Here is a 13,761-nt window from a genome sequence, read left to right as displayed (position 1 = left end):
ACCGTTGTCGTTAAGCAAGGGCCGACCTTAGAAGGTCTGGCCCAGAGAGAATTGGAACACCTGGGTGTCGGCTTCGTCCGGCTTCTTGATCGGCATCGCCAGGCTGAAGCTCAGCGGGCCCAAGGCCGTAATCCAGGTCACGCCCAGGCCGACCGAGCTGGCCAGGCCAGACAGGCCGACTTTCTCGCAATCAGGCTTGGAGCCGCAATTGGTGTCGAACACGTTACCCACGTCCCAGAACACGGAAGTACGCAGCGAGCGCTGGTCCTTGACGAACGGCAGCGGGAACAGCAACTCGACACCACCTTGGACGAGGACGTTACCACCGAATGGCAGCGGATCCTGATCCGGGTCGGCGACAGTGCCTTGGTTGCCGGTAACGCCCGCACCACGGCTTGGCGTACTACGTGGACCCAAGCTGCTGTCCTTGAAGCCACGCACCGAGTTGAAACCACCCGCGTAGTAGTTCTCATAGAACGGCAGGCCGGAAGTGCCGCCGAAGCCGTCGCCGTAACCCAACTCAGTGTGCAGACGCAGGGTGTAGTCGTTGTTGATTGGCTTGAACAGCTGGCCGCGGTAGTCGAGCTTGTAGAACGACAGGTCGCTGCCCGGCACGGTTGTTTCCAGGGTCAGGCTTTGCGAATGACCACGGGTTGCCAGCACGCCTTTGTTCAGGGTCGACTCGGACCAACCGACCGACGCCTTGAAGTTGAGGAAGTTATCGCCTTCCTTCTCGACGAAGTCGAAGATCTCGTCAACGGTGTAACGGCCAGTCTTGAGTTTGTCCTGCTGTACGGTCAGGCCATAGGTCAGACGCGAGGTTTCGCTGATCGGGTAACCGATGCTGACACCGGCGCCCAGGCTGTCTACTGCGTAGCTGGCTACGTCGACGTCGAGGTCATCGTAGTCGGTGCTGCGGTAGAAGGCGTTGTAACCCAGGCTGACGCCATCGGCAGTCCAGTAGGGGTCAACGAAGCCGAAGTTGTAGCGGGTCTGGTATTCGCTTCGGGTCAGGCCGATCGACACCTTGTTACCGGTACCGAGGAAGTTGGTCTGGCTGATCGAACCACCGAGGATCAGGCCCGCGCTCTGGGCGAAACCGACGCTGGCGGTGATCGAGCCGGAAGCCTGCTCTTCAACGCTGTAGTTGACGTCGACCTGGTCGTCGGTGCCTGGCACTGGCGGGGTCTCGACGTTGACTTCCTTGAAGAAGCCCAGGCGCTCCAGACGGGTCTTGGACTGGTCGATCAGGTAGGTCGACGCCCAGCCGCCTTCCATCTGGCGCATTTCGCGACGCAGCACTTCGTCTTCGGTCTTGGTGTTACCGCGGTAGTTGATGCGGTTGACGTAGGCACGCTTGCCCGGGTCGACCACGAACATGATGTCGACGGTATGGTCTTCATCGTTCGGTTGCGGTACGCCGTTGACGTTGGCGAAGGTATAGCCTTCGTTACCCAGGCGACGGGTGATCAGGTCGGACGTGGTGGTCATCACCTTGCGCGAGAACACCTGGCCAGGCTGCACCAGCAGCAGCGACTTGACCTGGTCTTCCGGCACCTTGAGGTCGCCGGACAGCTTCACGTCACGAACGGTGTACTTCTCACCTTCGTTGATGTTGACGGTGATGTACACGTGCTTCTTGTCCGGGGTAATCGATACCTGGGTCGAAGCGATGTCCATGTTGATGTAGCCGCGGTCCAGGTAGTAGGAACGCAGGCGCTCCAGGTCACCGGAGAGTTTTTCGCGAGCATACTTGTCGTCGTTCTTGAAGAACGACAGCCAGTTGGTGGTCTTGAGCTCGAACAGCTGACCGAGTTCTTCATCATCGAACACGGTGTTGCCCACCACGTTGATGTGCTGGATGGCAGCGACCGTGCCTTCGTTGATCTTGATCTTCAGGCCAACGCGGTTGCGCGGCTGCGGCACCACCTCGGCGTCGACTTCAGCCGAGTAGCGGCCCTGGGCCACGTACTGGCGCTGCAGCTCGTTACGCACACCTTCAAGGGTGGCGCGCTGGAAGATTTCGCCTTCAGCCAGGCCCGACTGCTTGAGACCTTTCATCAGGTCTTCGGTGCTGATCGCCTTGTTGCCTTCGATCTCGATGCTCGACACCGACGGGCGCTCGACCACGTTGATGATCAGGACATTGCCGTCGCGGCTCAGCTGGATGTCCTGGAAGAAGCCGGTCTTGAACAGCGAGCGGGTGGAATCCACCAGGCGACGGTCGTCGGCCTGATCGCCCACGTTCAGGGGCAAGGCGCCGAACACGCTGCCGGCGGACACCCGCTGCAGGCCGTTGACACGAATATCGGAGATGGTGAAGGACTCGGCGTGAACTTCAGCGATCATCAGTGCGGAGAGGACCGCAGTTAGCAGCAGACGTTTCATGAAGTCCTTTTATTCCAACTGGCAATAAACAACCTGCCGCGAAAGGGCGGCAGGTTCGCAATGCGAAGCTTTTATAGTCGACCCAGATCGTTGATCAGGGCGAGCAACATCACCCCTATGACCAAACTGATACCGATCTGGACCCCCCAACCTTGCACCCGATCCGACAGCGGACGACCGCGCGCCAACTCGATCAGGTAGAACAGCAAATGCCCCCCATCCAGTACTGGAATGGGCAGCAGGTTAAGAACCCCCAGGCTTATGCTCAGGTAGGCCAGGAAATTCAGGAAATCCCCAACGCCCGACTGGGCTGAAGCGCCCGCCACTTTAGCAATGGTTATCGGTCCGCTCAAGTTTTTTACCGAGAGCTCCCCGAACAGCATTTTCTTCAGCGATTCAAGGGTCAGTATGCTCATGTTCCAGGTACGCGAGAGGCCCTCGCCCACCGCTTCGAGCGGCCCATAGCTGACTTCGCGGAGCATGTTGGCGGGCCATTCGCCACCTTTGACGCCAGCCCCGAGGTAGCCACCGGAGGCTTGACCTTCACCTTTACGGGCCAAGGTCACCGGGATATCCAGCACCGCGCCGTCACGCTCGACGCGCAATTGCACCTTGGCCTCGGGACGGGCACGGACACTGTCGACCACTTGTTGCCAGTCGTTCAGGGCAACGCCATCCAGGCTCAGCAGCTTGTCACCGGTCTTGAGCCCGGCAGCCGCAGCCGGCCCCTTCGGATCGATCTCGGCCAGCACCGGGCTGATCACTGGACGCCATGGGCGCAAGCCCAGCGACTGGATCGGGTCAGGCTCATCCGCGCCTTTGAGCCATTGATCGAGCTTGATCTCGTGCTGACGCTCGGCTGTGGCGCCTTCATCGAGAACGCCAACACGCAGCACACCGCTTTCGCCAAGACGCCGCACCAGCTGCAGATTGACCGCTGACCAACCATTGGTCGCCTTACCGTCAACCGAAACGATCTCTTGACCTGCGACCAAGCCAGCAGAAGCGGCCAGGCTCGCCGGCTCAACGGCACCAATCACCGGGCGCACCTGCTGGGTGCCGAGCATGGCCAGGGCCCAGAAGAACACGATGGCCAGGAGGAAGTTGGCAATAGGTCCGGCGGCAACGATGGCGATACGCTGCCCGACCGGTTTGCGATTGAACGATTGATCGACCAGCGCAGGCGGCACGTCGCCCTCGCGCTCGTCGAGCATCTTGACGTAGCCACCCAGCGGAATCGCCGCGACGACGAACTCGGTGCCATGGCGGTCATGCCAGCGCAGCAGCGGCGTGCCGAAACCGACCGAGAAGCGCAGCACCTTGACCCCACAACGGCGGGCCACCCAGAAGTGGCCGAACTCATGGAAAGTGACAAGTACACCCAGCGCCACCAGGGTGCCGATAATCATGTAGAGCGCAGTCATATCCATCTCCGAATGACGTTCAGCACAACTCTGGAGCCACTACGCATCAGCGAGCGTGACGCCGCAACCATTCACGGGACAGCTCCCGGGCACGCTGGTCGGCGGCAAACACCGCATCCAGCGAGGGCAATGACACCACCGGCTCCTGGTCGAGCACCTGTTCGATCATACCCGCGATCTCCGGGAAGCGGATACGCCGCTGGAGAAATGCCTCGACCGCCACTTCATTGGCCGCATTGAGTACCGCCGGGGCGCTATTACCCGCCTCGGCAGCCTGACGCGCCAAGCGCAGGCAAGGGAAGCGCTGCTCGTCGGGAGCCTGGAAGTCCAGGCGAGCTACCGCGAACAGATCCAGTGGGGCAACCCCGGAGTCGATCCTTTGCGGCCAGGCCAGGGCGTTGGCGATGGGGGTGCGCATGTCCGGGTTGCCCAACTGGGCCAGCACCGAGCCATCGACATAATCCACCAGCGAGTGGATCACGCTCTGGGGATGCACCACCACTTCCACCTGGGCTGGCGCCGCATCGAACAGCCAGCAGGCTTCGATCAGCTCCAGGCCTTTATTCATCATGCTCGCCGAATCGACGGAAATCTTGCGCCCCATCGACCAGTTGGGATGCGCGCACGCCTGCTCTGGAGTGACGTGCTCAAGCTCGGCTGCCGACGTCTCGCGGAACGGCCCACCAGAGGCGGTCAGCAGGATGCGTCGCACCCCCACAGCACTCAAGCCCTGGGCATAATTGCCCGGCAGGCACTGGAAGATGGCGTTGTGCTCGCTGTCGATGGGCAGCAATACCGCGCCACTGCGCCGCACGGCGTCCATGAACAGCGCGCCGGACATCACCAGGGCTTCTTTATTGGCCAGCAAGACCTTCTTGCCCGCCTCGACCGCCGCCAGGGTTGGCCGCAGGCCGGCAGCGCCGACAATCGCCGCCATCACCGCATCCACGTCGCTCGCGGCGGCCACTTGGCACAGCCCTGCCTCGCCTTCCAATACTTCGGTGGCGCTACCCGCGGCACTTAGACCTGCACGCAAACGGCTAGCAGCCTCGGCACTCGGCACCACGGCGTAGACCGGGCGATGACGCAAGCACAGGGCCAGCAACTCATCCACCTGCGAGTAACCGCTCAGGGCGAACACCTGGTAACGCTCAGGATGACGGGCGATCACATCCAGCGTGCTAAGGCCAATCGAGCCGGTGGCACCCAGCACCGTAATGCGTTGCACTCGGCTCACATGACACCCCATTCAGCAGCCCAGAGCAGCACGGCGAACATCGGAATCGCGGCGGTCAGGCTGTCGATGCGATCGAGCACGCCGCCATGGCCAGGCAGCAGATTGCTGCTGTCCTTGATCCCTTCGCGGCGCTTGAACATGCTTTCGGTGAGGTCGCCGACCACCGAGGCCATGACTACCACCACGGCGCCCAGCAAGCCCAGCAGCAGCTGGCCGATGCTCCACTCGCGCACCAGGCCGACACCCAGCGCAATCAGCAGGCTGACGGTGAGGCCACCATAGACGCCCTCCCAGCTCTTGCCTGGACTGACCTGCGGGGCCAGCTTGCGCTTGCCAAAGGCACGACCGGAGAAATACGCGCCGATATCGGCGGCCCAGACCAGCACCATGACCGACAGGATCAGGCCGTTCCCCAGCGGCCAGTGCTTGAGCAACACCAGCCCCTGCCAAGCCGGCAGCAACACCAGCAGACCAATCAACAGACGGCAAGCGGCACTGCTCCACAGCTCGCTGCTACGCGGATACGTCAGTACCAGCCAGGTGGCCAACCCCCACCAGATCACCGAAGCGCCGAGCACCCAGGGCGCCAGGTCCGGCATCAGGTACAGCAGCATCAGCGCCCCAGCAACCACTGCGGCGTAGGCAATGCGCAGCGGCTGGGCCATCAGTCCAGCCAAGCGTGCCCATTCCCAGGCGCCAAGCGTTACTACGAAGCCGATGAAGAGGGCGAAATCCCCGCCATTGAGCAGGAAGAAGCCACCCAGCGCGATCGGCAGCAGGATCAGCGCGGTAATGATGCGTTGTTTAAGCATTAAGCACGAGCTCCAGCCTCGACCTGCTCGCTGGTCTTACCAAAGCGGCGCTGGCGCGAAGCGAAATCGGCCAGGGCGGTACGCATGGCCTCGTGTTTGAAGTCCGGCCAGAACAGGTCGGAGAAGTACAGCTCGGCATAGGCCAGCTGCCACAGCAGGAAATTGCTGATGCGGTGTTCGCCACCGGTACGGATACACAAGTCAGGCAACGGCAGATCACCCGTCGACAGGCAGGTCTGCAACAAGCCAGGGGTGATGTCGTCCGGGCGCAGATGACCGGCCTGGACCTCACGAGCCAACCGCTGGGCGGCCTGGGCGATGTCCCACTGACCACCGTAGTTGGCGGCGACCTGGAGAATGAAGCGATTACTCCCCGCAGTCGCAGCCTCGGCCTCACGCATGGCTGCTTGCAGTTCCGGATGGAAGCGCGAGCGATCACCAATGATGCGCAGGCTGATGTTGTTCTCGTTGAGGCGCCGAGCTTCGCGGCGCAAGGCCGTGAAGAACAGCTCCATCAACGCGCCGACTTCTTCCGCCGGACGCTGCCAGTTTTCACTGGAGAAGGCGAACAGGGTCAGCACCTCGACCCCAGCCTCGGCACAGACCTCAATCACCGCACGCACGGCATCGACGCCTGCTTTGTGACCGGCAACGCCGGGCAGCAGACGCTTCTTCGCCCAGCGATTGTTGCCGTCCATGATGATCGCAACGTGGCGCGGCACCGAGGACGGTGCCGCTTGCTTGGTCTTATCCATGAAGAAAACCCTGGCCTCAGACGGCCATCAGGTCCTTCTCCTTGGCCTTCACGGCAACTTCGATCTCGGCCACGAACTTGTCGGTCAGCTTCTGGATGTCATCAGCGGCGCGACGCTCTTCGTCTTCGCTGATTTCCTTTTCCTTGACCAGGTCCTTGAGCTGGCTCAGGGCGTCACGACGGATGTTACGCACAGCGATACGACCGTCTTCTGCCGCATCACGCGCCTGCTTGGTGAAGCCCTTACGGGTTTCTTCGGTCAGCGGCGGCATGTTGATCAGCAGCAGTTCGCCAAGGTTGGTCGGGTTCAGGTTCAGACCTGCACTGGCAATCGCCTTGTCGACCGCGCCGAGCATGTTGCGCTCGAAAGCGACGACCTGCAGGGTGCGCGAATCCTTGACGGTGATGTTGGCCACTTGCTTGATAGGGGTGTCGGCGCCGTAGTAAGGCACCATCACACCTTCCAGAATGCTCGGGTGGGCGACACCGGTGCGGATACGGCTGAACGCGTGCTGGAGCGACTCCAGCGACTTGGTCATGCGTTCCTGAGCATCTTTCTTGATTTCGTTGATCATGCTTGGCCTTCCTCGATCAAAGTACCTTCAGCGCCACCCACCACGATGTTCAGCAGGGCGCCAGGTTTGTTCATGTTGAATACCCGCAATGGCATCTTGTGGTCGCGGCACAGGCAGATTGCGGTCAGGTCCATCACACCAAGCTTGCGATCCAAGACCTCATCATAGGTGAGGTGATCGAACTTCTCGGCATGCGGATCCTTGAATGGATCGGCAGTGTACACACCGTCGACCTTGGTCGCCTTCAGCACCACATCAGCATCGATTTCGATGGCACGCAGGCAGGCTGCGGAGTCGGTGGTGAAGAACGGGTTGCCGGTACCGGCGGAGAAAATTACCACATCCCCGGAGTTGAGGTGGCGAATAGCTTTGCGACGATCGTAATGATCGGTGACGCCAACCATGGAAATGGCCGACATGACCAGGGCCGGGATGTTCGAACGCTCGAGGGCGTCGCGCATGGCCAGGGCGTTCATCACGGTGGCAAGCATGCCCATGTGGTCGCCAGTAACGCGATCCATGCCGGCTGCGCTGAGTGCTGCACCGCGGAACAGGTTGCCGCCACCGATGACCAGGCCTACCTGGACACCGATACCGACCAACTGACCCACTTCCAGGGCCATACGATCCAATACTTTCGGGTCGATCCCGAACTCTTCCGAGCCCATCAGGGCCTCGCCGCTAAGTTTGAGCAAAATGCGTTTATAGCGAGGTTGGCGACCACTCACCTGCTGAGCCATTGCGAGTCTCTCCTGCGGCGTCTTTAAGAAAATTCTGCGCGGGCTGGATACAGCCTGCTAACTGTAGCGTGGCGCTGCTTCAGCGCCAGCGGAGCCAGGTCGGATAAACCTGGCACCGGTTTGACAAAGAGGCTGCGCGCGTGAGCGGGCAGCCTCTTTGGGGCGACAGACGGAGTCTGTCTTACTGCTTGGCAGCAGCCAGCTGAGCGGCAACTTCTTCAGCGAAGTTGTCAACTGGCTTCTCGATGCCTTCGCCGACTTTGAAGTAGGTGAAGGAAACGATTTCAGCACCGGCTTTCTTGGCCAGTTCGCCGACCTTGATCTCCGGGTTCATGACGAAGGCTTGCTCTTTGAGCGAGGCTTCGGCTTTGAACTTGGTAATACGACCGTTGATCATGTTCTCAACGATGTTCTCAGGCTTGCCAGCGATTTTGTCGGCGTTCAGCTGCAGGAAGACAGCCTTCTCGCGCTCGATGGCCTCATCGGAGATTTCCGACGAATCCAGGAACTCTGGGTTCGACGCGGCAACGTGCATGGCGATTTCTTTGGCCAGTTGGACGTCGCCGCCCTTCAGGACCACTGCCACACCGATCTTGTTACCGTGCAGGTAGGTACCGACCACGTCGCCTTCGACGCGCACCAGGCGACGAATGTTGACGTTCTCACCAACCTTGGCAACCAGGGCTTCGCGAGCAGCTTCGCGGGAAGCGATCAGCGGCGCAGCGTCGGTCAGTTTCTCGGCAAAGGCTTGCTCAACGCTTTCAGCGACGAAGTTCTTGAAGTCGTCTTGCAGAGCCAGGAAGTCGGTCTGCGAGTTCACTTCCAGCAGGACTGCGGACTTGTCGTCAGCCTTGATGGCGATGGCGCCTTCAGCGGCAACGTTGCCAGCCTTTTTAGCTGCCTTGATGGCACCCGAGGCGCGCATGTCGTCGATGGCTTTTTCGATGTCGCCGCCGGCCTTGGTCAGGGCCTTTTTGCAATCCATCATGCCTTCGCCGGTACGCTCGCGCAGTTCTTTTACCAGCGCTGCAGTAATCTCTGCCATTTCAAAATCCTCTTGGAAAGTTTTTCAACCATTCCACCCGCTCGTCACGGGCGTTCAATTCTGTAAATCCACTGCCATCTCGCCTGCGAAACACATGATGCGGCGCTAATGCTGACAGGAGGATTTCAGGTGGCAAAAAGGGGGCCAAGCCCCCTTTTCGCGTGCTAAGTAGACGCCAGGCGTCAATTACTCAGCAGCTGGTGCCGCCGCTTCTTCAGCGTAGACTTCGGTGCCGCCAGCAACGTTGTTGCGGCCGCGGATGACAGCGTCAGCCATCGAAGTCATGTACAGCTCGATGGCGCGGATGGCGTCGTCGTTGCCTGGGATGATGTAATCAACACCTTCCGGGCTGCTGTTGGTATCGACAACGCCGATAACCGGGATGCCCAGCTTGTTAGCTTCGGTGATCGCGATGCGCTCGTGATCAACGTCGATAACGAACAGAGCGTCAGGCAGACCGCCCATATCCTTGATACCACCCAGGCTGCGGTCCAGCTTCTCCAGATCGCGCGAACGCATCAGAGCTTCTTTCTTGGTCAGCTTGGTGAAGGTACCATCTTCGGCCTGGGTTTCCAGGTCACGCAGACGCTTGATCGAAGCGCGGATGGTTTTGTAGTTGGTCAGCATGCCGCCCAACCAGCGGTGATCAACGTATGGCGAACCGCAACGAGCTGCTTGCTCGGCGACCAGTTTGCCGGCGGAACGCTTGGTGCCGACGAACAGGATCTTGTTCTTGCCCTGGGCCAGGCGTTCTACGAACGACAGAGCGTCGTTGAACATTGGCAGGGTTTTTTCCAGGTTGATGATGTGGATCTTGTTACGCGCGCCGAAAATGTATTTACCCATTTTCGGGTTCCAGTAACGGGTCTGGTGACCGAAGTGCACACCGGCCTTCAGCATATCGCGCATGTTGACTTGGGACATGATAGTTCCTTGATAAGTCGGGTTGGGCCTCCACGTATCCCAATGACCAACCCGCGAAGCCGAAGCGTTCGGGGCACCCAGGTCATCGTGTCGACACGTGTGTGGGTTTAAGCTTGCCGGGACCTCCCGGAAAGCGGCGCATTTTATACCACAGACCGCGCACGAACGGAACCCGAATACTGTCTCGTCCGTCAGCGGCTTTTGCAGCCAGCGGCCAATCGCGCCAAAATGCCTCCAATAGACCGCAGCAACAGCGCCTTTATCCCGACAGATCGACGCCCTGCTCTGCTAGAATCCGGCCTTTCCCGTTTGTTCGCGCCCCATGGGGCGCCGTAGAGAGCCTGTAATGACCGTTACCATCAAGACCGCAGAAGACATCGAGAAGATGCGCATCGCCGGCCGCCTGGCCGCTGAAGTGCTGGAAATGATCGAAGAACACGTCAAGCCCGGTGTCACCACCGAAGAGCTCGACCGCCTGTGCCATGACTATATCGTCAACGTCCAACAGGCCATCCCGGCGCCGCTCAACTACAAGGGCTACCCCAAGTCGATCTGCACCTCGATCAACCACGTGGTCTGCCATGGCATCCCCAATGACAAGCCCTTGAAGAACGGCGACACGTTGAACATCGACGTCACCGTGATCAAGGACGGCTACCACGGAGACACCAGCCGCATGTTCCATGTCGGTACGGTACCGGTTTGGGCCGAGCGCCTGTCGCAAGTCACCCAGGAATGCATGTACAAGGCCATCGAGCTGGTCAAGCCAGGCTGCCGCCTGGGTGACATTGGCGAAGTGATCCAGAAACACGCCGAGAAGAACGGTTTCTCGGTGGTACGCGAGTTCTGCGGCCACGGCATCGGCAAGGTGTTCCATGAAGAGCCGCAGATCCTGCACTACGGCCGCGCCGGTACCGGCATGGAGCTCAAGGAAGGCATGACCTTCACCATCGAGCCGATGATCAACCAGGGCAAGGCTGACACCAAGGTGCTGGGCGACGGCTGGACCGCCATCACCAAGGACCGCAAGCTCTCGGCGCAGTGGGAGCACACCCTGGTGGTGACGGCAACCGGTTACGAAATCTTCACCCTGCGCAAAGACGACACCATCCCCCGTACGTCGGCCTAATACCTTCAGGAAAGCGACTCGATGCCCCAGGTGGATCCCGAGCTGTTCGACCGCGGCCAGTTCCAGGCGGAACTGGCGCTCAAGGCAAGCCCCATCGCTGCCTTCAAGAAGGCCATCCGCCTGGCCCGCGAGGTGCTCGACAAGCGCTTTCGCGAAGGCCGCGAGATCCGCCGACTGATCGAGGACCGCGCCTGGTTCGTCGACAACATCCTGCAGCAGGCCTGGAACCAGTTCCAATGGCATGACCCTAGCGGCATCGCCCTGATCGCCGTGGGCGGTTACGGACGCGGCGAACTGCACCCGTTCTCCGACATCGACCTACTGATCCTGCTCGATGGCGCCGAACACGAGCAGTACCGCGAAGCCATCGAAGGTTTTCTGACCCTGCTCTGGGACATCGGCCTGGAAGTCGGCCAGAGCGTACGCAGCGTCGAGGAATGCGCCGAGCAGGCCCGCGCCGACCTGACGGTGATCACCAACCTGATGGAAAGCCGCACCATTGCCGGCCCCGAGCCCCTGCGCCAGCGCATGCTCGAGGTGACCAGCACCGCCACCATGTGGCCGAGCAAGGAGTTTTTCCTGGCCAAGCGCGCCGAGCTCAAGGCCCGCCACCACAAGTACAACGACACCGAGTACAACCTGGAGCCCAACGTCAAAGGCTCACCCGGCGGCCTGCGCGATATCCAGACCGTGCTCTGGGTCGCCCGTCGCCAGTACGGCACGCTCAACCTGCACGCCCTGGCTGGCGAAGGTTTCCTGCTGGAGAGCGAGAACGAACTGCTCGCCTCCTCCCAGGCCTTCCTCTGGCGGGTGCGCTACGCCCTGCACATGCTCGCCGGACGCGCCGAAGACCGCCTGCTGTTCGACCACCAGCGCAGCATCGCCGCGTTGCTTGGCTTCAGCGATGAAAACCCCAAGCGCGCCATCGAGCAGTTCATGCAGCAGTACTACCGGGTGGTGATGAGCATCAGCCAGCTGTGCGACCTGATCATCCAGCACTTCGAGGAAGTCATCCTCGCTGACGACGACAGTGGCACCACCCAACCGCTCAACGCTCGCTTTCGCCTGCACGATGGCTATATAGAAGCGGTCAGCCCCAACGTGTTCAAACGCACGCCGTTCGCCATGCTGGAGATCTTCGTGCTGATGGCCCAGCACCCGGAGATCAAGGGCGTGCGCGCCGATACCGTGCGCCTGTTGCGCGAGCATCGCCATCTGATCGATGACAACTTCCGCAACGATATCCGCAATACCAGCCTGTTCATCGAGCTGTTCAAGTGCGAGATCGGCATCCACCGCAACCTGCGCCGGATGAACCGCTACGGCATCCTCGGCCGCTACTTGCCGGAGTTCGGCCTGATCGTCGGGCAGATGCAGCATGACCTGTTCCACATCTATACGGTCGATGCGCACACCCTCAACCTGATCAAGCACCTGCGCAAGCTGCAGTACACCCCGGTGTCGGAGAAATTCCCGCTGGCCAGCAAGCTCATGGGCCGCCTGCCCAAACCCGAGCTGATCTACCTGGCCGGGCTCTACCATGACATCGGCAAGGGTCGTCAGGGCGATCATTCCGAACTCGGCGCGGTCGACGCCCAGGCCTTTGGCGAGCGCCACCAGCTGCCAACCTGGGATACCCGGCTGATCGTCTGGCTGGTACAGAACCACCTGGTAATGTCGACCACTGCCCAGCGCAAGGACCTGTCCGACCCGCAAGTGATCAACGACTTCGCCCTGCACGTGGGCGACGAGACGCGCCTGGACTACCTGTATGTGCTGACCGTGGCCGACATCAACGCCACCAACCCCAGCCTGTGGAACTCCTGGCGCGCCAGCCTGCTGCGTCAGCTCTATACCGAGACCAAGCGCGCGCTGCGCCGAGGCCTGGAAAACCCGCTGGACCGCGAAGAGCAGATCCGCCAGACGCAGAGCGCCGCGCTCGACATCCTGATCCGCGAAGGCACCGACCCGGACGACGTCGAGCAACTGTGGTCGCAACTGGGCGATGACTACTTTCTCAAGCACACCGCCGCCGACGTGGCCTGGCACAGCGATGCGATCCTGCAGCAGCCAGCCGATGGCGGCCCGTTGGTGCTGATCAAGGAAACCACCCAGCGTGAATTCGAGGGTGGCACGCAGATCTTCATCTATGCACCCGACCAGCACGACTTCTTCGCCGTGACCGTGGCGGCGATGTCCCAGCTCAACCTGAACATCCATGATGCGCGGATCATCACCTCGAGCAGCCAGTTCACCCTCGACACCTACATTGTCCTGGACAACGACGGCGGCTCGATCGGCGACAACCCGCAGCGGGTCAAGCAGATCCGCGAGGGCCTGACCGAGGCCCTGCGCAACCCCGAGGACTACCCGACCATCATCCAGCGCCGGGTGCCGCGCCAGCTCAAGCACTTCACCTTTGCCCCGCAGGTGACCATCCACAACGATGCCCAGCGTCCGGTGACCATCCTCGAGATCATCGCCCCTGATCGCCCAGGCCTGCTGGCGCGGATCGGGCGGATCTTCCTGGAGTTCGACCTGTCGCTGCAAAACGCCAAGATCGCCACCCTCGGCGAGCGCGTGGAAGACGTGTTCTTCATTACCGACGCCGACAACCAGCCGCTGTCTGATCCGCAGCTGTGCAGCCGCCTGCAGGAAGCGATCATCCAGCAGTTGCAAAAAGGCCAGGCCAGCGACGCCAGCCCTACCCGCGTGACCTTCTAACGATTGACG

At 61.1% G+C, this 13,761-nt stretch carries 11 protein-coding genes; 2 read left to right on the top strand and 9 right to left on the bottom strand.

Translation table 11 applies throughout. From position 1 onward, the window contains the following. Positions 1 to 27: 27 nt before the first annotated feature. From bamA to rpsB, 9 genes are all read right to left on the bottom strand, one after another. The gene (gene bamA / locus HU737_RS02385) at positions 28 to 2,388 is read right to left on the bottom strand and encodes an outer membrane protein assembly factor BamA (RefSeq protein WP_186555430.1); all 2,361 of its coding nucleotides are present in this window, start codon (positions 2,386 to 2,388) and stop codon (positions 28 to 30) included. 71 nt (positions 2,389 to 2,459) lie between these two features. Next, positions 2,460 to 3,812: an RIP metalloprotease RseP gene (rseP, locus tag HU737_RS02380; RefSeq protein ID WP_186555431.1), complete on the bottom strand. Its 1,353-nt coding sequence runs from the start codon at positions 3,810 to 3,812 to the stop codon at positions 2,460 to 2,462. Positions 3,813 to 3,858: 46 nt separating this feature from the next. Then, positions 3,859 to 5,049, bottom strand: coding sequence for a 1-deoxy-D-xylulose-5-phosphate reductoisomerase (ispC, locus tag HU737_RS02375; RefSeq protein WP_186555432.1), 1,191 nt, complete (start codon positions 5,047 to 5,049; stop codon positions 3,859 to 3,861). Next, positions 5,046 to 5,861 (bottom strand): phosphatidate cytidylyltransferase, encoded by an 816-nt coding sequence (locus tag HU737_RS02370; RefSeq protein ID WP_186555433.1) that lies wholly within the window; start codon positions 5,859 to 5,861, stop codon positions 5,046 to 5,048. The genes ispC and HU737_RS02370 overlap by 4 nt, the downstream gene beginning before the upstream one ends. After that, positions 5,861 to 6,616, bottom strand: coding sequence for a polyprenyl diphosphate synthase (uppS, locus tag HU737_RS02365; RefSeq protein WP_186555434.1), 756 nt, complete (start codon positions 6,614 to 6,616; stop codon positions 5,861 to 5,863). Before uppS ends, HU737_RS02370 begins: the two co-directional genes overlap by 1 nt. 16 nt (positions 6,617 to 6,632) lie before the next feature. Continuing rightward, on the bottom strand, positions 6,633 to 7,190 hold the full coding sequence (gene frr, locus HU737_RS02360; RefSeq protein ID WP_186555435.1) for a ribosome recycling factor: 558 nt from the start codon (positions 7,188 to 7,190) through the stop codon (positions 6,633 to 6,635). Continuing rightward, on the bottom strand, positions 7,187 to 7,930 hold the full coding sequence (gene pyrH / locus HU737_RS02355; RefSeq protein WP_084854362.1) for a UMP kinase: 744 nt from the start codon (positions 7,928 to 7,930) through the stop codon (positions 7,187 to 7,189). Before pyrH ends, frr begins: the two co-directional genes overlap by 4 nt. 181 nt (positions 7,931 to 8,111) lie before the next feature. Then, positions 8,112 to 8,975 (bottom strand): translation elongation factor Ts, encoded by an 864-nt coding sequence (tsf, locus tag HU737_RS02350; RefSeq protein WP_186555436.1) that lies wholly within the window; start codon positions 8,973 to 8,975, stop codon positions 8,112 to 8,114. 186 nt (positions 8,976 to 9,161) lie between these two features. Continuing rightward, entirely contained in the window at positions 9,162 to 9,899 is a 738-nt protein-coding gene (gene rpsB / locus HU737_RS02345) for a 30S ribosomal protein S2 (RefSeq protein WP_186555437.1), read from the bottom strand. 346 nt (positions 9,900 to 10,245) lie between these two features. Between rpsB and map the strand changes: the two genes are divergently transcribed. After that, positions 10,246 to 11,028, top strand: coding sequence for a type I methionyl aminopeptidase (gene map / locus HU737_RS02340; RefSeq protein ID WP_186555438.1), 783 nt, complete (start codon positions 10,246 to 10,248; stop codon positions 11,026 to 11,028). A 21-nt stretch (positions 11,029 to 11,049) separates the two neighbouring features. Beyond that, the gene (locus tag HU737_RS02335) at positions 11,050 to 13,752 is read left to right on the top strand and encodes a [protein-PII] uridylyltransferase (protein WP_186555439.1); all 2,703 of its coding nucleotides are present in this window, start codon (positions 11,050 to 11,052) and stop codon (positions 13,750 to 13,752) included. Positions 13,753 to 13,761 lie beyond the last annotated feature (9 nt).

It is taken from the genome of Pseudomonas urmiensis (assembly GCF_014268815.2).
GTDB lineage: Bacteria > Pseudomonadota > Gammaproteobacteria > Pseudomonadales > Pseudomonadaceae > Aquipseudomonas > Aquipseudomonas urmiensis.
Note: the sequence above shows the minus strand (reverse complement) of the source record. Positions and strands in the feature narration are given on the sequence as shown.

What these genes read in the sequence shown, in the direction of transcription:
- tsf (WP_186555436.1), bottom strand. Translation starts at nt 8,975, where the DNA reads ATGGCAGAGATTACTGCAGCGCTGGTAAAAGAACTGCGCGAGCGTACC.
- bamA (WP_186555430.1), bottom strand. Translation starts at nt 2,388, where the DNA reads ATGAAACGTCTGCTGCTAACTGCGGTCCTCTCCGCACTGATGATCGCT.
- rseP (WP_186555431.1), bottom strand. Translation starts at nt 3,812, where the DNA reads ATGACTGCGCTCTACATGATTATCGGCACCCTGGTGGCGCTGGGTGTA.
- pyrH (WP_084854362.1), bottom strand. Translation starts at nt 7,930, where the DNA reads ATGGCTCAGCAGGTGAGTGGTCGCCAACCTCGCTATAAACGCATTTTG.
- frr (WP_186555435.1), bottom strand. Translation starts at nt 7,190, where the DNA reads ATGATCAACGAAATCAAGAAAGATGCTCAGGAACGCATGACCAAGTCG.
- HU737_RS02370 (WP_186555433.1), bottom strand. Translation starts at nt 5,861, where the DNA reads ATGCTTAAACAACGCATCATTACCGCGCTGATCCTGCTGCCGATCGCG.
- rpsB (WP_186555437.1), bottom strand. Translation starts at nt 9,899, where the DNA reads ATGTCCCAAGTCAACATGCGCGATATGCTGAAGGCCGGTGTGCACTTC.
- uppS (WP_186555434.1), bottom strand. Translation starts at nt 6,616, where the DNA reads ATGGATAAGACCAAGCAAGCGGCACCGTCCTCGGTGCCGCGCCACGTT.
- HU737_RS02335 (WP_186555439.1), top strand. Translation starts at nt 11,050, where the DNA reads ATGCCCCAGGTGGATCCCGAGCTGTTCGACCGCGGCCAGTTCCAGGCG.
- map (WP_186555438.1), top strand. Translation starts at nt 10,246, where the DNA reads ATGACCGTTACCATCAAGACCGCAGAAGACATCGAGAAGATGCGCATC.